This window comes from Pseudomonas sp. rhizo66 (assembly GCF_031931925.1).
In the GTDB taxonomy this organism is placed as follows: Bacteria; Pseudomonadota; Gammaproteobacteria; order Pseudomonadales; family Pseudomonadaceae; genus Aquipseudomonas.
Window position 1 is genome coordinate 100,633 of record NZ_JAUJWZ010000008.1, and the last position, 23,831, is coordinate 124,463.

Here is a 23,831-nt window from a genome sequence, read left to right on the forward strand (position 1 = left end):
GCATGAAAGCTTTTACCCAGCACACTGGTCTTGTCGCGCCTCTGGATCGTGCCAACGTCGACACTGACCAGATCATTCCGAAGCAGTTTTTGAAGTCGATCAAGCGCACCGGTTTCGGTCCGAACCTGTTCGATGAATGGCGTTATCTGGACGTTGGTCAACCGTATCAGGACAACTCCAAGCGCCCGCTGAACAAGGACTTCGTCCTCAACGCCGAGCGTTATCAAGGCGCCAGCGTGTTGCTCGCCCGCGAAAACTTCGGTTGCGGCTCCAGCCGTGAACACGCGCCGTGGGCGCTGGAAGAATACGGTTTCCGCAGCATCATCGCGCCGAGCTATGCCGACATCTTCTTCAACAACAGCTTCAAGAACGGCTTGCTGCCGATCATTTTGAGCGACGCTGAAGTCGATGAGTTGTTCAAGCAGGTCGAGGCTGAGCCGGGTTATCAACTGCAGGTCGATCTGCAGGCGCAGACCGTGACCCGTCCGGATGGCAAGGTGTACAGCTTTGAGATCGACGCGTTTCGCAAGCATTGCCTGTTGAACGGTCTGGACGATATCGGTTTGACCTTGCAGGACGGCGACGCGATTGCGGCGTTTGAGGCCAAACATCGTGTGAGCCAGCCGTGGTTGTTCCGCGACGCGTGATTGATTCGAGATTGATGTAGTCAGGGCCGGCCCCATCGCTGGCAAGCCAGCTCCCACAGGGATTTGCGGTGTTCACAAAATCTGTGGGAGCTGCGGTGCGACGATTCGACTTGCCAGCGATGAGGCCGGAACAAGCACCACAAGATTCAAGGAAAGATCCCATGACCAGCACCGCCCAGCACACCCAGGTCGTCCAGAAGCAATTCGGTGAACAGGCCGCCGCCTACCTGAGCAGCGCCGTTCACGCTCAAGGCACCGAGTTCGCACTGCTACAGGCTGAACTGGCAGGGCAGGGCAGCGCCCGAGTGCTGGATCTGGGTTGCGGCGCCGGTCACGTCAGTTTCCACGTCGCACCGCTGGTCGGGGAAGTGGTCGCCTACGATCTGTCGCAGCAGATGCTCGACGTGGTCGCCGCCGCTGCCGTTGATCGCGGGATGAGCAACATTGCCACGGTCAACGGCGCCGCCGAGCGCTTGCCGTTTGCCGATGGCGAGTTCGACTTCGTGTTCAGCCGGTATTCGGCGCACCATTGGGGCGATCTGGGTGTGGCCCTGCGCGAAGTGCGTCGGGTCCTGAAGCCGGGCGGTGTGGCGGCGTTCGTTGATGTGTTGTCACCGGGCAGTCCGTTGTTCGACACTTACCTGCAAAGCGTCGAAGTGCTGCGCGATACCAGTCATGTGCGCGATTATTCCGCCGCCGAATGGCTGCGGCAGGTCAGTGAGGCCGGGCTGCAGGTGCGCAGTACCACACGTCAGCGCCTGCGTCTGGAGTACAGCAGTTGGGTTGAACGCATGCGCACGCCTGAAGTGATGCGCGCGGCGATCCGCCAGTTGCAGCAATCGATGGGCAACGAAGTGCGCGAGTATTTTGAGATTGATGCCGACGGCTCGTTCAGTACCGATGTGATCGTACTGATGGCCGAGCGATAAGAATTTTTCCGGGCGTGCCGGTAAAGGCGCACCGATTGAAGACACGAGGAAAGCATGAGCAAGCAGATTCTGATTCTCCCAGGTGATGGTATTGGTCCGGAAATCATGGCCGAAGCGGTCAAGGTGCTGGAGCTGGCCAACGACAAGTACAGCCTGGGTTTCGAGCTGAGCCATGACGTGATCGGTGGCGCCGCCATCGACAAGCACGGCGTGCCATTGGCCGATGAAACCCTCGACCGCGCTCGCGCTGCCGATGCTGTACTGTTGGGCGCCGTCGGCGGCCCGAAATGGGACACCATTGAGCGTGATATCCGCCCTGAGCGTGGTCTGCTGAAAATCCGTGCGCAACTGGGCCTGTTCGGCAACCTGCGTCCGGCGATCCTGTACCCGCAACTGGCCGACGCTTCGAGCCTGAAGCCGGAAATCGTTGCAGGCCTGGACATCCTGATCGTCCGTGAGCTGACCGGCGGCATCTACTTCGGCGCGCCACGCGGCACCCGTACTCTGGAAAACGGCGAGCGTCAGTCCTACGACACGCTGCCGTACAGCGAAAGCGAAATCCGCCGCATCGCCCGTGTCGGTTTCGACATGGCCATGGTCCGTGGCAAGAAGCTCTGCTCGGTGGACAAGGCCAACGTCCTGGCGTCCAGCCAACTGTGGCGTGAAGTGGTCGTGCAAGTGGCCAAGGACTATCCAGAAGTCGAACTGAGCCACATGTACGTCGACAACGCCGCCATGCAACTGGTGCGCGCGCCGAAGCAGTTCGACGTGATCGTCACCGACAATATGTTCGGCGACATCCTCTCCGACGAAGCGTCGATGCTCACCGGCTCCATCGGCATGCTGCCGTCGGCCTCGCTGGATTCCAACAACAAGGGCATGTACGAGCCTTGCCACGGTTCCGCGCCGGACATCGCTGGCAAAGGCATTGCCAACCCGTTGGCGACCATTCTGTCGGTGTCGATGATGCTGCGTTACAGCTTCAATCTGCATGACGCGGCCGATGCCATTGAAAAAGCCGTCAGCGTTGTCCTTGATCAAGGGTTGCGCACCGGCGACATCTATTCGGCCGGTTGCACCAAAGTCGGTACGCAGGAAATGGGCGACGCAGTAGTCGCCGCGCTGCGGAATCTGTAATCTCTCGGGCCCGCTGCGAAATTCAATACAAAGCAGCGGCCCACTTTTCAAGAAGGTGTAGTTGCGATGAAACGTGTAGGTCTGATCGGTTGGCGCGGGATGGTCGGTTCCGTGCTCATGCAGCGGATGCTGGAAGAGCAGGATTTCGATCTAATCGAGCCGGTGTTTTTCACCACGTCCAACGTCGGTGGCCAAGGCCCGTCCGTGGGCAAGGACATTGCTCCGCTCAAGGATGCTTACAGCATTGACGAGCTGAAGACCCTCGACGTGATTCTGACCTGCCAGGGTGGCGACTACACCAGCGAAGTGTTCCCGAAGCTGCGCGAAGCCGGCTGGCAGGGTTACTGGATCGACGCGGCCTCGAGCCTGCGCATGAACGATGACGCGGTCATCATTCTGGATCCGGTCAACCGCAAGGTCATCGACCAGCAGCTCGACGCGGGCACCAAGAACTACATCGGCGGCAACTGCACGGTCAGCCTGATGCTGATGGGCCTGGGCGGTCTGTTCGAAGCCGGTCTGGTCGAGTGGATGAGCGCCATGACCTATCAGGCGGCCTCCGGTGCCGGCGCGCAGAACATGCGTGAACTGATCAAGCAAATGGGCGCGACCCACGCCGCTGTCGCCGATCAACTGGCCGATCCGGCCAGCGCGATCCTCGACATCGACCGTCGCGTGGCCGACGCCATGCGCAGCGAAGCGTACCCGACCGAAAACTTCGGCGTACCGCTGGCTGGCAGCCTGATCCCGTGGATCGACAAGGAACTGCCGAACGGCCAGAGCCGCGAAGAGTGGAAGGCCCAGGCCGAGACCAACAAGATCCTCGGTCGCTTCAAGAGCCCGATCCCGGTCGACGGCATCTGCGTACGCATCGGCGCCATGCGTTGCCACAGCCAGGCGCTGACCATCAAGCTGAACAAAGACGTGCCGATCGCCGATATCGAAGGGCTGATCAGCCAGCACAACCCTTGGGTCAAACTGGTGCCGAACCAGCGTGAAATCAGCATGCAGGAGCTGAGCCCGACCAAGGTCACCGGCACCCTGAACGTGCCTGTTGGCCGTCTGCGCAAGCTGAACATGGGTTCGCAGTTCGTTGGTGCGTTCACCGTCGGCGACCAACTGCTGTGGGGCGCGGCCGAACCGCTGCGTCGCATGCTGCGGATTTTGCTTGAGCGTTGATCGCTTGCAGCAATGAAAGAGCCCGTGCCTTGAAAGGGGTGCGGGTTTTTTTATGCCTGTGGTTTCTCGGGTGTTTGGACTGGCCCCATCGCTGGCAAGCCAGCTCCCACAGGGATTTGTGGAGTACATAAAATCTGTGAATCGCAACGCCCATTGTGGGAGCTGGCTTGCCAGCGATGAGGTCGGTGCAGGCGCCGCAAATCCTCGGCAGAAATTGCCTGCATGGCGGTCACCCGGTAAAGTGCCGCTCCCCCCGTTTCGCCAGAGGCTCGCACCATGACCCAGACCCTAGACATTGCCGTGATCGGCGCCACCGGTACTGTCGGCGAAACCCTCGTACAGATTCTCGAAGAGCGCGACTTTCCGGTTGGTAACCTGCACCTGCTGGCGAGCAGCGAATCCGCCGGCAGCTCGGTGCTGTTCCGTAACAAGAACGTGCGCGTACGCGAAGTCGACGAGTTCGATTTCAGCAAGGTCAAACTGGTGTTCTTCGCCGCCGGCCCGGCGATCACCCTGAGCTATGCCGCCCGTGCCCACGCTGCCGGCTGTTCGCTGATTGATTTGTCCGGCGCCTTGCCGGCCGATCAGGCGCCACAAGTGGTTCCGGAAGCCAACGCCGCTGTCCTAGCTGGTTTGAAAGCACCATTCCAGGTCAGCAGCCCAAGCCCGTCGGCCACTTCGCTGGCGGTGGTGCTGGCGCCGCTGCTTGATCTGATCGACCTGCAATATGTCAACGTTACCGCCAATCTGGCGGTTTCCGCCCAAGGTCGTGAAGCCGTCACCGAGCTCGCACGGCAGACCGCCGAGCTGCTGAACATGCGCCCGTTGGAACCGACGTTCTTTGATCGGCAGATGGCTTTTAACCTGCTGGCTCAGGTCGGCACGCCTGACGCGCGGGGCCACACACTGCTGGAAAAACGTCTGGTGCGCGAGTTGCGCCAGGTGCTGGCTTTGCCTTTATTGAAGATTTCCGCAACTTGCGTTCAAGCCCCGGTGTTTTTTGGCGATAGCTTTAGCGTGACCTTGCAGTCAACTAAGCCTGTCGACCTGATAAAGGTCAACGCCGCACTCGAAGATGCGCCGGGTATCGAACTGGTCGAGGCCGGTGATTACCCGACTGCGGTCGGTGACGCGGTGGGGCAGGATGTGGTCTATGTCGGTCGTGTGCGCAGCGGTGTCGACGACCCGGCGGAACTTAATCTGTGGCTGACGTCAGATAACGTACGCAAAGGCGCGGCCCTTAACGCTGTGCAGGTGGCTGAATTGTTGATAAAAGACCTGCTGTAAAAGATACTTGGCAACAATTTGTCGACTGATTCTAGGTGAGCGCTATGCTTGCCCAGATCGCTTGATAACGTGTCACCCTCCGGGACTTTCCGGGGCATCAAAGAAATGATCGCGCGCGACATCTGTCGTCGTCGCGCGCAATGCCTTACGGCAGCGGTATTCAACATCTTCTCGCTGGCCGAGGAACGTTCAAACAAAGGATGAGGCTATGGTTCAAGTTCGCAAACTGGTGTTAGCAATAGCGGCCGCCTCGGCGCTGTCCTCCGGTATGGCGCATGCCCTCGGGCTCGGGGAGCTGACCCTGAAGTCGACCCTGAACCAGCCGCTGGTGGCTGAAATCGAGTTGCTCGACGTCAAGGATCTCACCGCTGCCGAAGTGGTGCCGAGCCTGGCTTCACCTGAAGACTTTGCCAAGGCCGGCGTCGATCGCCAGGCCTTCCTCAATGATCTGACCTTCACCCCGGTGCTCAACGCCAGTGGCAAAAGCGTGCTGCGCGTAACCTCGAGCAAGCCGCTTTCGGAACCGATGGTCAAATTCCTCGTGCAGGTGATGTGGCCGAATGGCCGTCTGCTGCGCGATTACAGCGTGCTGCTGGATCCATCGAAATTCTCGCCACAGACCGCTGACGCCGCCGCACAACCGGCGCCGTCGCAGACCATCGCTGCGCCGACCACGGGCGCTACGCACCCGACGCAATACACCACCACGCCGCGCGATACCCTTTGGGAGATCGCCGCGAAGGCGCGGACCGGTGGCTCGGTGCAGCAGACCATGCTGGCCATTCAAGCGCTGAACCCGGATGCGTTCATCGGCGGCAACATCAACCGCCTGAAAACCGGCCAGGTGCTGCGTCTGCCGGATTCGGTGCAAAGCACTGCGCTGCCGCAATCGAAAGCGATTGCCGAAGTGGCGGCGCAGAATGAAGCCTGGCGTCAGGGCCGTCGTTATGTAGCCAAGCCGGGCACCGGTCAGCAGCAGCTCGATGCGACCAACCGTGGTCGCGGCAATACCGGTGCTGCGCAGAACGCCCAGGACAATCTGAGCCTGGTCTCCGCCGAAAACACCAAGGCGCGTGGCAAAGGCCCGGCCGGTGATGCCAAGGCACTGAGCAACAAGCTCGCGGTCACTCAGGAAAGCCTCGACACGACCCGTCGTGACAATGAGGAACTGAAAAGCCGCATGTCCGATCTGCAGAGTCAGCTGGACAAACTGCAAAAGCTGATCGAGCTGAAGAACAACCAACTGGCAAAACTGCAGGCCGAAGGCGCGGGCGCTGCGCCGACCGCCAATCCTGCCGCACCGGCGGTGCCTGCGATCACAGCCGAGCTGGCCGCCACACCGCCTGCCACCCCGGCAGACGCAGCGCCGACGCCAGAGTCCGCCATTGCGCCACCGGCTGAGACGCCAGTCGTCGAGCCAGTGGTCGCGCCGAAGCCGGTTGTCGAAGACGAGAAAACCTTCAACGAACTGCTGACCAACCCGATTCTGCTGGGTCTGGTGGGCGGTGGTGCTGTGGTTCTGCTGCTCCTGTTGTTGCTGTTGGCGCGTCGCCGCAAAGCGCAGCAAGAGGCCGAGAAACACATGCGCATGGCCCGTGCACTATCGGAAGAGCAAGAGTTCTCCGCCGAGCAGGATCTGCGGGAAAGCAGCTTCGAAGGTCTGGAAACCCCGGCGGCGAGCGTCAAGCTCAACACCCCGGCACCTGCGCCAGCACCTGCTGCGGCAGCGGTAGTGGCGCCGATCGTGATGGCTGAGCCGATTGCCGCACCGCTGGTGGCGCCGGCCGCCGAGCGTTCCGACGACGTACTCGACAAGGCGCAGTCGCATATCAACGCCGGTCGCCTGAACCAGGCTGCCGCGCTGCTCGAAGAAGGCGTCAGCCTGGAGCCGCAGCGCAGTGATCTGCGTCTGAAGCTGATGGAAGTCTACGGTCAGCAGGGCGACCGCGACGCGTTCGTCGGTCAGGAGCGTCAACTGGTGGCCAACGGTGAGAACTTCGCCAAGGTCGAAGAACTGAAAAGCCGCTTCCCGGCCATGGCGGTTGTCGCGGCCAGTGGTCTGGCTGCGGCCGCCGTCGCTGCCGAACTGGATGCGCAATACGTCAAGGATCTGCTGCTCGATGAGCCTGAAGCACCGGCGCCGGCGCCAGTGGAAGATGATCTCGACAGCGCGTTTGATTTGAGCCTGGATGATCTCGACAACATCACGCCAGTAGAGCCTGCGCCTGTGGTCGAGCCTGAAGCGCCGGTCGAGCTGGACGAATTCCCGGCGGACGACGACCTGAGCTTCGAATCGGTGCTGCAACAACAGACCGAGATCAAAGAAAATCTGGATGACCTGTCGGACTTCGACCTGGATCTGGACCTTGGTGCCGAGCCGGTGGCTCCAGCGGCTGATCTGGCGGACGATGACTTCCTGCTGGACCTGGACGAAGGCGTGAAGGATCTGCCGCCGGTCGAGGCGCCAGTGGTGGCTGACGTGCCACAAGATGATCTGGAGCTGCCGGCCGATTTCGATCTGTCGCTGGCCGACGAAATGGACAGCAATCCAGCGGCCGAACCGGATGCGTTCGCTGCTGAGCTGGATGACGTCAACGCCGAGCTGGATCGCCTGTCGCAAAGCATCGCCGAGCCGACCTTCACCGAAGCCGACGCGGAACTGGGTGATGATCTGGGTGAAGATGATTTCGACTTCCTCGCTGGCACTGACGAAGCCGCTACCAAACTCGATCTGGCTCAGGCCTACATCGATATGGGTGACAACGACGGTGCGCGTGACATCCTCAACGAAGTGTTGACCGAGGGTGACGAGAAGCAGCGCGGCGAAGCCAAGGAAATGCTGTCGAGCCTTTAGTAAATCCAGCGGTACACGAAAACGGCAGCCCAGTGAGGCTGCCGTTTTTGTTTGGGCCGGATCCAGTGGTGTTTGAAGGATTGCTATCGCGAGCAGGCTCACTCCTGCATGTTGGAATGCGTTCCCCTGTAGGAGTGAGCCTGCTCGCGATAGGACCAGAACTGCCAATAGAGAACTCTGGCATCCCTGAACCACAGCCTTATAATGCCCGCCTTTGCACAAACAGCAGGCTGTCCCACCTTGGCAAACATAGATAACCCGGCCGCCGAAATGGCCCCCGAGGGCTTTTACCGCGTCGCGCTGGGCGTTGAGTACAAAGGCTCGCGCTACAGCGGCTGGCAGCGTCAGTTTACGGGGGTGGCGACGGTGCAGGAAGAGCTCGAAAAAGCCCTGTCGAAAGTCGCCAACTCGCCGGTCTCCTTGCAGTGCGCCGGGCGCACCGACGCAGGCGTACATGCCTGCGGGCAAGTGGTGCATTTCGATACGACCGTCGATCGTTCGCTGAAAGCCTGGGTCATGGGCGCCAACATCAATCTGCCCCATGACATCAGCGTCAGTTGGGCGCGGGTGATGCCAGCGCATTTCCATGCGCGCTTCAAAGCCATCGCCCGACGCTATCGCTATGTGATCTACAACGATCAGATCCGCCCCGCGCACCTCAATGAAGAAATCACCTGGAACCACCGCCCGCTGGATGTCGAGCGCATGGCCGAGGCCGCGCAGTATCTGATCGGTACTCACGATTTCAGTGCGTTTCGCGCCGGCCAGTGCCAGGCCAAGTCGCCGATCAAGAAGATGCATCACCTGCGCGTGACCCGTCACGGCAAGATGATCGTGCTCGATATTCGCGCCAACGCGTTTCTGCATCACATGGTGCGCAATATCGCTGGCGTGCTGATGACCATCGGCGCGGGCGAGCGGCCCGTGGAGTGGATGAAGGAAGTGCTGGAGAGTCGCGAGCGCCGTTCCGGTGGCGTGACGGCGCATCCGTACGGACTGTACCTGGTGCAGGTCGAGTACCACGATGAATTCCCGTTGCCCGAGCGTTTTATCGGGCCACATTTCCTTACGGGATTCTCCGAACTTGACGGCTGACGCCCTCGAACGCTTTTGTTACCATCCGGGACTTTCCCGGTTTTTGCCTCGGAGTTTTTCTCGATATGTCAGCCGTTCGCAGCAAGATCTGCGGGATTACCCGCATAGAAGATGCGCTGGCCGCCGTTGAGGCCGGGGCAGATGCGATCGGGTTCGTGTTCTATGCCAAGAGTCCGCGTGCGGTCACCGTGCAGCATGCGCGGGCAATCATCAAAGCGTTGCCGCCATTTGTCACCACTGTGGGGTTGTTCGTTAACGCCAGCCGCTGCGAGTTGGGGGAAATCCTCGACGCGGTGCCGCTGGATCTGCTGCAGTTCCACGGCGATGAAGTCGCTGAAGACTGTGAAAGCTGGCATCGCCCGTATATCAAGGCACTGCGGGTCAAGGCGGGTGATGACATCGCAGCAGCGGTGGATGCCTATCCGAGTGCCAGTGGCGTGCTGCTCGACACGTATGTTGAGGGCGTGCCTGGCGGAACCGGCGAGGCGTTCGACTGGTCTTTGATTCCTCAGGGTTTGCGCAAGCCGTTGATCCTGGCCGGTGGCTTGACGCCCGAAAACGTCGCAGAGGCCGTGGCTCGGGTGAAACCGTACGCGGTTGATGTCAGCGGCGGGGTAGAGGCAAGCAAGGGCATCAAGGATCACGCAAAGATTCGAGCGTTCATCAACGCGGTACGCAAAGCGCCATATTGATGTGACGGCTGGCAGTCTGCCGCCGTCCATCAATGCACTTGCACAAAGCAGGCGCGGCTGAGGGTTTCTGGATCGCACGCAGGTCATGTTTCGCGCTGACCGTGGCTGTCCACCAATCATCGCCACACACATGAATTTAGCTGAAGGGCATACGCGGGGCTGCGAACCAGAGCGTTCGGGCCGCCGGTACTGGAGAAAGAAAGCATGAGCAACTGGTTAGTAGACAAACTGATCCCTTCGATCATGCGTTCCGAGGTCAAGAAGAGCTCGGTCCCTGAAGGTCTGTGGCACAAATGCCCGTCTTGCGAGGCGGTGCTGTATCGTCCGGAGCTGGAAAAGACCCTGGACGTTTGCCCTAAATGCAACCACCACATGCGCATCGGCGCACGTGCGCGCATCGACATCTTCCTCGATGCCGAAGGTCGCAACGAACTGGGCGCCGATCTGGAGCCGGTTGACCGTCTGAAATTCCGCGACGGCAAGAAATACAAGGATCGCCTGACCGCTGCACAGAAGCAGACCGGCGAAAAAGACGCGCTGATCTCCGTCAGTGGCACCTTGCTGGGCATGCCGGTGGTGGTTTCCGCGTTCGAATTCAACTTCATGGGCGGTTCCATGGGCGCCATCGTCGGTGAGCGCTTCGTCCGCGCCGCCAACTATGCGCTGGAAAACCGCTGCCCGATGATCTGCTTCGCTGCCTCCGGTGGTGCACGCATGCAGGAAGCGCTGATCTCGCTGATGCAGATGGCCAAGACCTCGGCCGTGCTGGCGCGTCTGCGTGAAGAAGGTATTCCGTTCATCTCCGTACTGACCGACCCGGTTTACGGCGGTGTTTCCGCAAGTCTGGCAATGCTCGGCGACGTCATCGTCGGTGAGCCGAAAGCCCTGATCGGCTTCGCCGGTCCGCGTGTTATCGAACAAACCGTGCGTGAAAAACTGCCGGAAGGCTTCCAGCGCAGCGAATTCCTGCTGGAACACGGTGCAATCGACATGATCATCCACCGTCAGGAACTGCGCCCGCGTCTGGGTAACCTGCTGGCACAAATGACTGGCAAACCGACGCCGAAATTCGTCGCCGCGCCAATCGAGCCGATCGTGGTACCACCGGTCCCTGCTGGCCTATGACCGAGCGCACCCTTGGCGAATGGCTCGCCTACCTTGAGCAGTTGCATCCTTCGGCCATCGACATGGGGCTGGAGCGTTCACAACAGGTAGCGTCCCGCATGGGGCTGGGCCAGCCGGCGCCTCGGGTGATCACGGTCACCGGCACCAACGGCAAGGGTTCGACCTGCGCATTCGTGGCTTCATTGCTGCGGGCGCAGGGCCTGAGCGTCGGTGTCTACAATTCTCCGCACCTGCTGCGTTACAACGAGCGGGTGCAGCTCAATGGCGTCGAAGCCACTGACGCGCAGCTGTGCGAAGCCTTTGCTGCAGTCGAGGCCGGGCGCGGCGACACTTCCCTGACTTACTTCGAAATGGGCACCCTCGCGGCGTTCTGGCTGTTTCAGCAGGCCGGGCTTGATGCGGTGGTGCTGGAGGTCGGTCTGGGCGGGCGTCTGGACACGGTCAATGTGGTTGATGCCGATATCGCCCTGGTTACCAGCATCGGCGTCGATCACGCTGATTATCTGGGGGATACCCGCGAATCCGTGGCCTTCGAGAAGGCCGGGATCTTCCGCCAGGGCAAGCCTGCCCTGTGCGGCGACCTGAATCCGCCGCAACCGTTGCTCGACAAGGCGCGTGAACTGGCCTGTCCGTTTTTCCTGCGCGGACGTGATTTTGACCTCGGCATTACCGATCAGCACTGGCAATGGCGCGGCACCGATGCGCAGGGTCAGGCTGTCGAATTGCACGACTTGCCGTTGCTCGATCTGCCGATGGAGAACGCCGCGCTGGCGTTGCAGGCTTATCTGTTGCTCGGTTTGCCGTGGAATGCATCGCAGATTGTCGCCGCCTTGCAGTCGACTCGCGTGGTCGGTCGACTGGATCGCCGTTCGTTCGAGTGGAACGGCAAGCGCCTGAATCTGTTGCTGGATGTTGGCCACAACCCGCATGCCGCCGAGTATCTGGCCCGCCGCTTGGCTGCGCGGCCACCGGTCGGCAAGCGTCTGGCGGTATTCGGCCTGTTGGCCGACAAGGATCTGGATGGTGTTGTCAGCGAATTGAATGCTAGTGTCGAGCATTGGGCCGTTGCCCCACTGGATTCGCCGCGTGCCCGTCCGGTGGCTGAATTAAACGCTGCATTGCAGAACCTTGGCGCTGCGGTCACGTCTTACGACAGTGTCGCCGCGGCCCTGGAAGGGCAGTGCGCAGTGGCTACAAGCGACGACGAGATTCTGTTGTTCGGATCATTTTATTGTGTCGCCGAGGCCCTTGAATGGTTGGCCCGGCGCTCCACGGAGGAAGCGGCAAATGGCTTTGCTGGATAAAGCGTACAAGCAGCGCATGGTTGGCGCTTTGGTGCTGGTCGCGCTGGCGGTGATTTTTCTACCGATGCTGTTTTCCCGTCAGGACGAGCAGCGTCAAGTGACGGTCGAAGCACCCGCCGCGCCGCAAGCGCCTGTCGTGCCGCAAGTGCAGATGGAAACCGTGGCCGTTCCCGAGCCGCAAGTCTTGCCACAAGAGCCGGTGCCGACCGATGAAGAAGTCGCCGAAGACACCGCGCCTGCTGCACCGGTTGCGCCAGCGCCGGCACCGACAGCTCCGATCTTGATTGCCAAGCCCGCCGCGCCGCCAGCGGTGGCCAAGCCGATTCCTGCACCTGCGCAGCCTATTTCCTCGGCATCGACCAAGCCTGACACCACGCAAAGCCGCGTCGATGCCAACGGTCTGTCAGTGAGCTGGTCGGTGCAGCTGGCCAGTCTGTCGAGTCGTGCCAGCGCCGAAAGCCTGCAGAAAACCCTGCGCAGCCAAGGCTATAACGCCTACATCCGCTCGGCTGATGGCAAGAACCGGGTGTTCGTCGGGCCGCTGATCGAGCGCGCCGAAGCCGATCGTCTGCGTGATCTGTTGAGTCGTCAGCAGAACCTCAAGGGCTTTGTAGTGCGCTTCCAGCCAGAGCGCGGTTAAAAACTATCGCCTCGATTGAAATGCACTGACAATCGCAGCTTACCGAGAGGCATGCGCTCTGCTAAAATGCGCCGCCTTATCCGTCTGTAGGCTGCACTGTGCCATTTACCTGGGTTGACTGGGCGATCGTTGCAATCATCGCCATCTCCGCTTTGATCAGTTTGAGCCGCGGCTTCGTCAAGGAAGCATTATCGCTGGTGACCTGGATCATCGCAGGAGTCGTCGCCTGGATGTTCGGTGGCTCATTGTCCGAGTACCTCGCCGGATACATCGAAACCCCATCGGCTCGCGTGATCGCGGGCTGTGCCATCATGTTTGTCGCCACACTGATCGTGGGCGCAATGATCAATTATCTTATCGGCGAGTTGGTTCGCGTCACCGGGTTGTCCGGGACCGATCGATTCCTCGGCATGGCCTTCGGCGCTGCGCGTGGCGTGTTGCTGGTGGTCGTGGCGGTCGGGCTGTTGAGCCTGGGGCCGGTACAGCAGGACGGGTGGTGGAAAGAATCACAGCTCGTGCCAAAGTTTCTATTGGTCGCTGATTGGTCCAAAAACCTGATTCTCGGGTGGAGCAGTCAGTGGCTTGCCAGCGGAATCAGCGTACCCGCTGATATTCCGTTCAAGGAGCAACTCTTGCCGTCGGCGAAAACGCCTCAGTGAGTGTTGTTCAGTTCAGATCCATTAAGTAGGGGTTGCGTCGCATGTGTGGCATCGTCGGTATCGTCGGTAAGTCGAACGTCAATCAGGCGCTGTATGACGCGCTAACCGTGCTCCAGCACCGCGGCCAGGACGCTGCCGGTATCGTGACCAGCCATGATGGCCGGTTGTTCCTGCGCAAGGACAATGGCCTGGTGCGTGACGTGTTTCAGCAGCGTCACATGCAGCGCCTGGTCGGCCATATGGGTATCGGCCACGTCCGTTACCCGACCGCGGGCAGCTCGACTTCGGCCGAAGCCCAGCCGTTTTACGTCAACTCGCCTTACGGCATCACTCTGGCGCACAACGGTAACCTGACCAACGTTGAGCAGTTGGCCAAAGAGATCTACGAATCCGATCTGCGTCACGTCAACACCAGTTCCGACTCGGAAGTGCTGCTGAACGTGTTCGCCCACGAGCTGGCCCAGCGCGGCAAGCTGCAACCGACCGAAGAAGACGTGTTTGCCGCCGTGACCGACGTGCACAACCGTTGCGTCGGTGGTTACGCGGTAGTGGCCATGATCACCGGTTACGGCATCGTCGGTTTCCGCGACCCGCACGGCATTCGTCCGATCGTGTTCGGCCAGCGTCACACCGACGAAGGCGTCGAGTACATGATCGCCTCGGAAAGCGTCTCGCTGGACGTGCTCGGTTTCACCCTGATTCGCGACCTGGCCCCGGGCGAAGCGGTCTACATCACTGAAGACGGCAAGCTGCACACCCGTCAGTGCGCGACCAACCCGTCCCTGACCCCGTGCATCTTCGAACACGTCTACCTGGCGCGTCCGGACTCGATCATCGACGGCGTGTCGGTCTACAAGGCCCGTCTGCGCATGGGTGAGAAGCTTGCCGAGAAGATTCTGCGCGAGCGTCCAGAGCACGACATCGACGTGGTCATCCCGATTCCGGACACCAGCCGTACCGCGGCACTGGAACTGGCGAACCACCTGGGCGTGAAATTCCGCGAAGGGTTCGTCAAGAACCGGTACATCGGTCGTACCTTCATCATGCCGGGCCAGGCTGCACGCAAGAAGTCGGTTCGCCAGAAGCTCAATGCCATCGAGCTGGAGTTCCGCGGCAAGAACGTGATGCTGGTCGACGACTCGATCGTACGCGGCACGACTTGCAAGCAGATCATCCAGATGGCCCGCGAAGCCGGCGCGAAAAACGTCTACTTCTGCTCGGCGGCGCCAGCAGTACGCTTCCCGAACGTCTACGGCATCGACATGCCGAGCGCGCACGAACTGATCGCACACAACCGTTCGACTCAGGACGTGGCGGATCTGATCGGCGCTGACTGGCTGATCTATCAGGACTTGCCTGACTTGATCGAAGCGGTTGGCGGCGGCAAGATCAAGATCGAGAATTTCGATTGCGCGGTGTTCGACGGCAAGTATGTTACCGGTGACGTCGACGAGGCTTACCTGGACAAGATCGAGCAGGCACGCAACGATGCCTCGAAGGTCAAGACCCAGGCGGTCAGTGCGATCATCGATCTGTACAACAACTGAGTTATCACCGGCCCTGAGGGGCCGGTTTTGTATCTGACTTTCAATTTTCGAGAACAGGGCAAGGAGTGACAGCATGAGTCAGGAATGGGATGCCGGTCGGCTGGACAGCGACCTCGAAGGCGTAGCGTTCGATACCCTGGCCGTACGTGCCGGTCAGCACCGGACGCCGGAAGGCGAGCACGGTGATCCAATGTTCTTCACCTCCAGCTACGTGTTCCGCACCGCTGCCGACGCAGCCGCGCGTTTTGCCGGGGAAGTGCCGGGCAACGTTTACTCGCGTTACACCAACCCGACCGTGCGCGCGTTTGAAGAGCGCATCGCTGCGCTGGAGGGCGCCGAGCAAGCCGTTGCGACCGCAACCGGCATGGCCGCCATCATGGCGGTGGTGATGAGCTTGTGCAGCGCTGGCGATCATGTGCTGGTTTCGCGCAGTGTCTTCGGGTCGACCATCAGTCTGTTCGAGAAGTACTTCAAGCGTTTCGGTGTGGAAGTCGATTACGTGCCTTTGGCTGACCTGTCGGGTTGGGATGCGGCAATCAAATCCAACACCAAACTGCTCTTTGTCGAGTCGCCGTCCAACCCGTTGGCCGAGCTGGTCGACATCACCGCACTGGCTGAAATCGCACACGCCAAAGGCGCGATGCTGGTGGTCGACAACTGCTTCTGCACCCCGGCATTGCAGCAGCCACTGAAAATGGGCGCGGACATCGTCGTGCACTCGGCGACCAAGTTCATCGATGGCCAGGGCCGATGCATGGGCGGCGTGGTGGCTGGCCGCAGCGAGCAGATGAAAGAAGTCGTCGGCTTCCTGCGCACCGCCGGGCCGACCCTGAGCCCGTTCAACGCTTGGATCTTCCTCAAAGGTCTGGAAACCCTGAACCTGCGCATGAAAGCGCACTGCGCGAATGCTCAGGCGCTGGCCGAGTGGCTGGAGCAGCAGGACGGTATCGAAAAAGTCCATTACGCCGGTTTGAAGAGCCATCCGCAGCACGAGTTGGCCCAGCGTCAGCAGAAGGGCTTCGGTGCGGTGGTGAGTTTTGAGGTCAAAGGTGGCAAAGAGGGCGCGTGGCGCTTCATCGATGCGACCCGACTGATTTCGATTACCGCCAACCTCGGCGACAGCAAGACCACGATTACACACCCAAGCACCACCTCTCACGGCCGTCTGGCGCCGCAAGAGCGTGAAGCGGCGGGCATTCGTGACAGCCTGATCCGCATTGCGGTGGGTCTGGAAGACGTCGCTGACCTGCAAGCCGACCTGGCGCGCGGTCTGGCTGCGTTGTGATCGAGTTGTCTACGCCGACAGGAGGTACCCATGGCCGCGTTGCGTTGGTCACGGGTGCCGCGCGCGGTATCGGTCTGGGCATTGCTGCCTGGCTGATCAGCGAGGGCTGGCAAGTCGTGCTGACCGATCTGGATCGGGCGCGCGGTTCGAAAGTGGCGAAGGTGCTGGGTGAAAACGCCTGGTTCATTGCCATGGACGTTGCCGAGGAAAGCCAGGTGGCGCTCGGCGTGGCTGAAGTGCTGGGTCAGTTTGGGCGTCTTGATGCGCTGGTGTGCAACGCGGCGGTCGCGGATCCGCACAACATCACCCTGGAAAGCCTCGACCTGGCTTACTGGAATCGTGTGTTGGCGGTGAACCTCAGTGGTCCAATGCTGCTGGCCAAGCATTGTGCGCCGTATCTGCGTGCGCACAACGGTTCGATCGTCAATCTGGCGTCGACCCGTGCCGGACAATCAGAACCTGATACCGAGGCTTATGCGGCGAGCAAGGGCGGCTTGCTGGCGCTTACGCATGCATTGGCGATCAGTCTGGGGCCGGAGATTCGCGTCAACGCGGTCAGCCCGGGCTGGATCGATGCCCGCGATCCTTCTGCACGTCGCGCCGAGCCATTGGCCGAAGCCGATCATGCTCAGCATCCAGCAGGCAGGGTAGGGACGGTCGAGGACGTCGCGGCGATGGTTGCCTGGCTGCTGTCGAGGAATGCCGGGTTTGTTACCGGGCAGGAATTTGTCGTCGACGGTGGCATGACGAAAAAGATGATTTACGAGCAGTGAGAGGCAGCTGCAAGCGTCGAGCTGCAAGTTGAGGCGAGATCACGGTGTATCTGCTTTAGATGTTTATGCTTTTGCTTGCAGCTTGAGACTTGCCGCTAAAAACTGTTTTTGAAAAAAACTTCAATCCTGCTATTGACTTAGGTTCGCTACCTGCGTAAATTTCGCGGCCTCGGAGATGCAAACGGGTGATTAGCTCAGCTGGGAGAGCGTCTGCCTTACAAGCAGAATGTCGGCGGTTCGATCCCGTCATCACCCACCACTCCCCGAGAGACTTGCGTAAGCAAGAGCGTAGGCTGAAAGTGCCTGCACCGACGCGCAGCGGTAGTTCAGTCGGTTAGAATACCGGCCTGTCACGCCGGGGGTCGCGGGTTCGAGTCCCGTCCGCTGCGCCATATTTTACGAGTCAGGCAGTGTCTGGTTCGCGATTGCAAGGCACCGAAGCCAGCAGTCAAAACGAGTTACTAGAGCGCAAGCTCAAAGCGATACGCAGCGGTAGTTCAGTCGGTTAGAATACCGGCCTGTCACGCCGGGGGTCGCGGGTTCGAGTCCCGTCCGCTGCGCCATATCTGCTTCAAGGACCACTGAACGCCTTGAAGCACCGAAAACAGCCATTGGCTGATTCGGAGTCGATAGCAAAGACCCTGGTCGAAAGACCGGGGTTTTTTGTGTCTCAAATTTGGCTACTTTTCTTTTTCCTCCCTATCCCCGAATCCAAAGCAAATCCCATGTGGGAGCGAGCCTGCTCGCGAAAGCGGTGTGTCAGCTAATAATGTGCTGGCTGACAGTACGCCTTCGCGAGCAGGCTCGCTCCCACAGGGGGGGATATCTATTGGTTCGGTAATCTGCTGCGGTCTCACGTCGCATTGATTTTTTGATTCTTTAGTCAAATTTTCGTAACTGGTTGTTTGCTGGGAGCTCAGAAACCTTTAAAGTTAACCTTTCGGTCAGCTTTGCACTGTCAACACGCCCTTTGTTTAGCCAAAAAGGGCTTCTGCAAGACTCGAGATTCCCCAGTAGATAACCAGAAGGGCGGACACATAACCGCCCAGAGGATGATCCATGTCCAACCGTGATATATCCCGGCGCTCGTTCCTTCAGGGCGGGCTGGTGGCGGGTGTGAGCGTCACGCTCACGCCGCTCAGCAGTCAGGCGCTGGCTGCCTTGATGGAAACCAGCGTCACCGTGCCGTCCGAGAAATGGCTCGGCAACAACGGCAAGGCGCGTCAGCGCAACGATGCACTGTCCAAGGTCTGCGGCAGCAAAGTCTTTGCCCGCGACATCCGTTCCAAGGACATGCCGGGCTGGCCTGAACAACAGGGCCATGCCATGTTGCTCAAAACCATCAAGGCTGACCGTATCTACGACGGCTACGACCTGTCGTGGCTCGGCGCTGACTTGCAGCCTGACCGCATCGTCACCGCCGCCGATCTGGACAAGGATGGCATCGTCTTCCCCGAAGAGCATGCCCCAGACCCATTGCTGCCGGAAGGCAAAGTGCCGATGTTCATCGGTCACCCGGTAGCGATCCTGATCTGGAACGACTTCGAGCGTTTCCGCCAGGCCAAGAACAAACTCAAATTCAATGACAAAGCGATTCGTTACGGTGCCAAAGTGCCGTTCTACGAAGGCGATCCGTATGGCAGCTTCCGCTACGTACGTGTGGGCGGCGCGACATCGGCCGACGAAGACGAGTTCGCCAGCCTCAAAGACTCGATCCTGTTCCCGATGTTGAAGAACCGTCGTCCAGTGTGGAATTCCCAGCCGAACCTGCACGGCAACCTGACCGAGCGCGGCCTGTTCTACGCCGACCGCATGAAGCAAGAGATCGATACGCCGCCGGACAACTGGCTGGTCTTCGACGAGCGCTACAAGACCCCGTCGATCGAGCCGGCCGCTATGGAACCGGACAACGGCAATGGCTGGTACGACCCGAAAACCAAGACCCTGCATTTTGTCGTGGCGACCCAGTGCCCGCTGGAAGCCGCAACCGAGACCGCGAAAATGATCGCGCCGTCGCGTTTCGGCCTCGACAACCTGAACATGCACCCGGGTTACACCGTTGGTTACGGTTCCAAAGATCACAACATCTTCGTCTACTACGCAGCCCTCGCGGCGCTGTATGGCGCGGGTGTGCCGGTGCGTCTGGCGAATGACCGCTACGAGCAGTTCCAGAGCGGCATCAAGCGCCACCCGTTCGACATCCGCTACCAGTTGGCCGTGGACAAGAACGACTACACCTTCAAGATTTTCCGCGCCGAAATGAGCGTCGACGGTGGCGGCCGAATCAACTACAGCCCATCCGTCGCTGCGGTGGGTGCCACGGCGGCGCAATCGATCTACTACATGCCGCAGAACGATCTGCAGGTCACCGCTTACCACTCGCGTGGTGTGGAGGCGGGTTCCATGCGTGGCTACGGCACCCTGCAAAGCATGGCGGCGACCGAAATGATGGTCGACGAAATCGCCAATCGCCTCGGTGTCGATGCGATCGACCTGCGTCGCAAGAACGCGCTGCGTTCCGGCATGAAAAACACTCAGGGCGCGATCCCGGCCGGTGCTTTGCGCCTGCACGAAATCCTCGACAAGGCTTCGGTGCACGAAGTCTGGAAAAACCGCGATGCGATCAAGAAGCAGCGCGAAGCGGCCGACCCGGACAACTGGTACGGCGTTGGTTTTGCCATTTGCCAGAAAGACTTCGGCACCGGTTCCGAAGCGCCGATGGCCAGCATCGAATTCACTGCTGACGGTCGCATTACCCTGCGCCATATCGGCATCGAGATCGGCACCGGCATGTCCACCTCGCAAGCCCTGGTGGTGGCCGATTTCCTCGGCAGTCCGGCACACGAAGTGAAGACTGGCGAAACCGAATGGAAGGAAATGCAGCTGATCACCAGCGGCAACCCTTACATCATGAGCCAGGCCGAGCAGGACAATCTGCTGCGCAACCCGCGTTGGGTCGGCAAACTGGCTTCAGCCTCGTCGGCGACCAACTCCGCTTACTACTTCAGCCACGCTACCCGTGAAGCGGCGCGCGTGCTGTTCAACAACGGTTTGTGGCCAGCCGCCATGGAGATCTGGCGTCAGGGCCCTTATGGCGGTCAAGCCAACCCTTACGTCGTACGTCGCGAAGATGCGCATTGGGTCGACGGCAAGCTCACGGCCAACGGCATGCAGCCGTTGAGTTTCGAAGAGCTGGCCAAGCACGCTCACGAGCGTGGTCTGGTGACTGGCGCTACCGTTCACGCGTTTAACCGCTGGAGCTGGGCCGAAGCCGAATACAGCATCGACGGCGTGCGCGAGCGTCTGCCGCTCGACGGTCTGGCGGTGAAATATGGCGATGGCGCGCCGAAGGCGAAGAAAGCGCTGATGACCACGGCGGGTTTTCACCTGCTCGATCGCCAGAACATCAATTACCCGGTGGTTCAACTGAACAACGCCGCCGTGACCTACTACAGCCCGGTCGCCACGCTGGTCGAACTGAAGGTCAACAAAGGCTCGGCGGAAGTCGAAGTGCTCAACCACCATTCGTGGGTCGAGTGCGGTCGGGTGTTGGTCGAAGAACTGGTCAAGGGCCAGCTCGAAGGCGGTATCGCCATGGGCATCGGCCACGCCTTGATGGAAGAAATGCCGCTGTATGAAGGTGGACCGGGGGAGGGCGACTGGAACTTCAACCGTTACCGTCTGCCGATGGCCCGTCACGTTGCCGTGTGGAAACAGACTGCGGAGATCCTGCCGCCGCTGTCGCCAAGCGATCCGTCCAAAGGTATCGCCGAAGTGGTGATGATCCCGATCGTCGGTGCCATCGGAAACGCCGTGGCGCACGCCATCGGTAAACGTGTTCGCGACCTGCCAATCACTGCTGCGCGCATCAAGGAGGCCCTCAATGGCTAACCGTCCGCTTCAACTGACCCTCAACGGTCAATCCGTCGGCCCGGTGGACATCCCTGATGACCTGCCAATGATCGACTACCTGCACGAATACAAGAACCTCACCGGTTCGCGTCTGGGCTGCGGCCAGGGCATCTGCCACGCTTGCGTGGTGATCGTCGATAACCCGGACGGCACCAGCGAAGAAGTGCGCACCTGCATCACCGGCGCGCACTACTTCGAAGGCAAGAAAGTCCGCACCATCGAATCGCACGCCAAGCGCGACGAATCGGGTCAGGTCACCGAGCTGAACCCGATCCAGCAGCGTTTCGTCGACGAGTTCGCCTTCCAGTGCAGCTACTGCGCGCCGGGCTTCGTCAACGCCGCGACGGTGTTGGTCGAGAAGCTGCAGCGCCAGCCGACCGTGCAAAGCAAGCTTGAACAAGTCATCGAGGACAGCCTCGGCCATCACGTCTGCCGTTGCACCGGGTACGTGCGTTACTACAACGCCACCCGCAACGTGCTGACCGATCTCGGCCTGGTCAAGGAGGGTTAAGCATGAAGCTTTTTCTGACCCGCCTCACCCTGGCGGTTGGCCTCGCTGCGCCGGTGCTGTTTGCTCACGCTGATGATCAGGTCAAGCGTGGCGAGTATCTCGCTCGTGCCGCCGATTGCATGGCCTGCCACACCGCACCAGGTGGCGCGCCATTTGCCGGCGGTTTGCCAATCGTGTCGCCGTTCGGCACGATCTACGGCACCAATATCACTCCGAGCAAAGAGCACGGCATCGGTTTGTACAACGATGACGAGTTCTTCGCTGCGCTGACTGAAGGCAAGCGTCGTGACGGCGCGAACCTGTATCCGGCGATGCCGTACACCTCGTATCACCTGATGCCGCGTGAAGATTCGGATGCGATCCATGCGTACCTGAAAACCATCGAGCCGATTGAGCGCGCAGCACCGGTCACCAGCCTGAGCTTCCCGTTCAATGTGCGTCTGGGCCTGATCGGCTGGAACATGATGTACGGCAAAGCACTGAAGCTGGATCCGGCCGAAGGCAAAAGCGAAGCCTGGAAGCGCGGCCAGTACATGGTTGAGGTGCTCGGTCACTGCGGCGAATGCCACACACCGCGTGGCCTTCCGGGCGCGATGCAGCTGGATAAACGCCTCACCGGTGGCATCCTCAATGGGTACTTGGCACCGAGTCTGCTGGCCACTGATCTGGCCGCGCGCGGCTGGAACGAGCAGGATCTGGGTACGTTCCTCAAACATGGCATGAGCGCGCAGGGGACGATGTTCAACGAGATGTTCCCGGTGTTCCACAACAGCACTCAAGGTCTGAGCGATACCGATCTGGCGGCGATGGCGACGTTCCTGCTCGGCGACAAGCCGCCGGCAGCCAAAGCGCTGGTTGAAGTACCGTTAGAGCAGCTCAGCGCCAGTGCCCAGCGCGGTCGTCAGGAGTACCTGAATGTCTGCGCCGGTTGCCATGCTGCGGGTGGCGAAGGCAAACCGCACATCGCCGTGGCCATGCGCGGCAACACCACGTTGCGTCTGGAAGACCCACGCAACCTGTTGCGCGTGATCGAGGATGGTATCGGCGAGCAGAAGTTCTCCGGTTTCGAGCACATGCAGCCGATGCCGGGCTTCGCTGGCAAGCTCAGTCCTGAGCAACTGACCGATCTGCTTAACTACCTGCGTCAAGGCTGGGGCGGTCAGTCCGCCGAGCTGGCGGTGAGCGAAGTGCAAAAGCTGCAAGCCGACGCACCGTCCATCGAACACAAGGCGCACTGACATGCAGCATCTCGATCTGCAAGTGGTGCGCCGGGCGCTGGAGTGGTCGGTGGCAGGGCAGCGCATCTGGCTCTGCACTGTGCTGACCACTTACGGCTCGGCACCGCGTGCGCCGGGTTCGCTGCTGGTGGTGAACGAGGGCGGACAGTGGATCGGCTCGCTGTCCGGCGGTTGCGTCGAGGAAGATTTCCTTGAGCGCGTCGCCGAAGGGGCGTTTCTTGATGCGGTCAACGTCGTGCGATATGGGGAGGGTGATGATCCGCGCTCGCGGGTCAGCCTGCCTTGTGGCGGCATTCTCGATGTGCTGGTAGAGAAATTTGACGCCGACTGCGAGGTACAGGCGCATCTGCGTGAACTGGAGTCGGCGCTGCTCGGTCAGCGCCGCTTGATTCGCGAGGTCGATCTGGCCAGCGGTGCGCGCAGTCTGTTCGCTGATCGCGAGCAGGGTGCGCGGATCGAACGCGAGATCGATCGGGTGCGCATTCGTGTCGGCGCGGCGCAGCGTTTGTTGCTCGCCGGGTATTCCAGCGTGGCGCAGGCGTGTGCCGAATTTGCAGTCGGTCTTGGCTTTGAAGTGATTCTCTGTGATCCACGCGATGAAGTGCTGGAAGGTGTAGTGCTTGATAGCGTGGAGATTCGCCGGCAATTGCCGTCGGTGTTTATTGCTGACGGTGGCTGCCATCGCGATACGGCGGTGGTGGCGCTGACCCATGATCCGCGCATCGATGACCTGGCGATGATGGAAGCGGTGCGCACCGAAGCGTTCTACATTGGCGTGATGGGTTCGTTGCAGACGTCACGGAAGCGCTTCGAGCGTTTGCAGCGCATTGGTGGCTTGGGCGCGGCGGAGTTGGCGCGGATTCATGCGCCGATCGGTCTCAATCTCGGCAGCAAGACGCCAGCGGAAATCGCGCTGGCGGTGCTGGCGGATATCTTGCGCATCCGTAGCGGGATTGCTCGGGATCAGCTCTGAAGCCGTTCAGTGTTGAATAAGAGGGCCGCTGTTCAGCGGCCCTT

General features: G+C 60.6%; 19 protein-coding genes and 3 tRNA genes. All 22 read left to right on the forward strand.

The features are described from left to right. Positions 1-2: 2 nt before the first annotated feature. Positions 3-647, forward strand: coding sequence for a 3-isopropylmalate dehydratase small subunit (gene leuD / locus QZR14_RS11760; protein WP_250607291.1), 645 nt, complete (start codon positions 3-5; stop codon positions 645-647). 161 nt (positions 648-808) lie between these two features. Beyond that, on the forward strand, positions 809-1,576 hold the full coding sequence (locus tag QZR14_RS11765; RefSeq protein WP_311996634.1) for a class I SAM-dependent methyltransferase: 768 nt from the start codon (positions 809-811) through the stop codon (positions 1,574-1,576). A gap of 54 nt (positions 1,577-1,630) precedes the next feature. Then, positions 1,631-2,713, forward strand: a complete 1,083-nt coding sequence (gene leuB, locus QZR14_RS11770; protein ID WP_311996635.1) for a 3-isopropylmalate dehydrogenase — start codon at positions 1,631-1,633, stop codon at positions 2,711-2,713. A 66-nt stretch (positions 2,714-2,779) separates the two neighbouring features. Further along, positions 2,780-3,892, forward strand: a complete 1,113-nt coding sequence (asd, locus tag QZR14_RS11775) for an aspartate-semialdehyde dehydrogenase (protein WP_007913448.1) — start codon at positions 2,780-2,782, stop codon at positions 3,890-3,892. A 276-nt stretch (positions 3,893-4,168) separates the two neighbouring features. Continuing rightward, entirely contained in the window at positions 4,169-5,179 is a 1,011-nt protein-coding gene (locus QZR14_RS11780; RefSeq protein ID WP_311996636.1) for an aspartate-semialdehyde dehydrogenase, read from the forward strand. 208 nt (positions 5,180-5,387) lie between these two features. Continuing rightward, entirely contained in the window at positions 5,388-8,033 is a 2,646-nt protein-coding gene (locus QZR14_RS11785; RefSeq protein WP_311996637.1) for a FimV/HubP family polar landmark protein, read from the forward strand. A 270-nt stretch (positions 8,034-8,303) separates the two neighbouring features. Further along, the gene (truA, locus tag QZR14_RS11790) at positions 8,304-9,128 is read left to right on the forward strand and encodes a tRNA pseudouridine(38-40) synthase TruA (RefSeq protein WP_311996721.1); all 825 of its coding nucleotides are present in this window, start codon (positions 8,304-8,306) and stop codon (positions 9,126-9,128) included. Positions 9,129-9,193: 65 nt separating this feature from the next. Further along, positions 9,194-9,820 carry a phosphoribosylanthranilate isomerase gene (locus tag QZR14_RS11795; protein ID WP_311996638.1) on the forward strand — a complete coding sequence of 209 codons (627 nt, stop codon included), beginning with the start codon at positions 9,194-9,196 and terminating at the stop codon, positions 9,818-9,820. A gap of 204 nt (positions 9,821-10,024) precedes the next feature. Further along, positions 10,025-10,945, forward strand: a complete 921-nt coding sequence (gene accD / locus QZR14_RS11800) for an acetyl-CoA carboxylase, carboxyltransferase subunit beta (protein WP_123448656.1) — start codon at positions 10,025-10,027, stop codon at positions 10,943-10,945. Further along, positions 10,942-12,249, forward strand: coding sequence for a bifunctional tetrahydrofolate synthase/dihydrofolate synthase (gene folC, locus QZR14_RS11805; protein WP_311996639.1), 1,308 nt, complete (start codon positions 10,942-10,944; stop codon positions 12,247-12,249). The genes accD and folC overlap by 4 nt, the downstream gene beginning before the upstream one ends. After that, positions 12,233-12,889, forward strand: a complete 657-nt coding sequence (locus tag QZR14_RS11810; RefSeq protein WP_311996640.1) for an SPOR domain-containing protein — start codon at positions 12,233-12,235, stop codon at positions 12,887-12,889. The genes folC and QZR14_RS11810 overlap by 17 nt, the downstream gene beginning before the upstream one ends. A 98-nt stretch (positions 12,890-12,987) precedes the next feature. Next, positions 12,988-13,548 (forward strand): CvpA family protein, encoded by a 561-nt coding sequence (locus tag QZR14_RS11815; RefSeq protein ID WP_007913461.1) that lies wholly within the window; start codon positions 12,988-12,990, stop codon positions 13,546-13,548. Between the two features lie 41 nt (positions 13,549-13,589). After that, entirely contained in the window at positions 13,590-15,095 is a 1,506-nt protein-coding gene (gene purF, locus QZR14_RS11820; protein WP_003226416.1) for an amidophosphoribosyltransferase, read from the forward strand. 73 nt (positions 15,096-15,168) lie between these two features. Then, on the forward strand, positions 15,169-16,380 hold the full coding sequence (locus QZR14_RS11825) for an O-succinylhomoserine sulfhydrylase (protein ID WP_093432099.1): 1,212 nt from the start codon (positions 15,169-15,171) through the stop codon (positions 16,378-16,380). After that, positions 16,377-17,153 carry an SDR family oxidoreductase gene (locus QZR14_RS11830; protein WP_250607269.1) on the forward strand — a complete coding sequence of 259 codons (777 nt, stop codon included), beginning with the start codon at positions 16,377-16,379 and terminating at the stop codon, positions 17,151-17,153. The genes QZR14_RS11825 and QZR14_RS11830 overlap by 4 nt, the downstream gene beginning before the upstream one ends. Before the next feature lie 183 nt (positions 17,154-17,336). Then, positions 17,337-17,412, forward strand: a tRNA-Val gene (locus tag QZR14_RS11835). Positions 17,413-17,468: 56 nt separating this feature from the next. Further along, positions 17,469-17,545 (forward strand) — tRNA-Asp (locus QZR14_RS11840). 94 nt (positions 17,546-17,639) lie between these two features. Further along, positions 17,640-17,716, forward strand: a tRNA-Asp gene (locus tag QZR14_RS11845). A gap of 496 nt (positions 17,717-18,212) precedes the next feature. Continuing rightward, entirely contained in the window at positions 18,213-21,044 is a 2,832-nt protein-coding gene (locus tag QZR14_RS11850) for a xanthine dehydrogenase family protein molybdopterin-binding subunit (RefSeq protein ID WP_311996641.1), read from the forward strand. Beyond that, positions 21,037-21,576 (forward strand): (2Fe-2S)-binding protein, encoded by a 540-nt coding sequence (locus QZR14_RS11855; protein ID WP_038369461.1) that lies wholly within the window; start codon positions 21,037-21,039, stop codon positions 21,574-21,576. The genes QZR14_RS11850 and QZR14_RS11855 overlap by 8 nt, the downstream gene beginning before the upstream one ends. 2 nt (positions 21,577-21,578) lie before the next feature. Further along, positions 21,579-22,814, forward strand: a complete 1,236-nt coding sequence (locus QZR14_RS11860; protein ID WP_311996642.1) for a c-type cytochrome — start codon at positions 21,579-21,581, stop codon at positions 22,812-22,814. Between the two features lies 1 nt (position 22,815). Then, the gene (locus tag QZR14_RS11865) at positions 22,816-23,787 is read left to right on the forward strand and encodes an XdhC family protein (protein ID WP_311996643.1); all 972 of its coding nucleotides are present in this window, start codon (positions 22,816-22,818) and stop codon (positions 23,785-23,787) included. Positions 23,788-23,831: the final 44 nt, after the last annotated feature.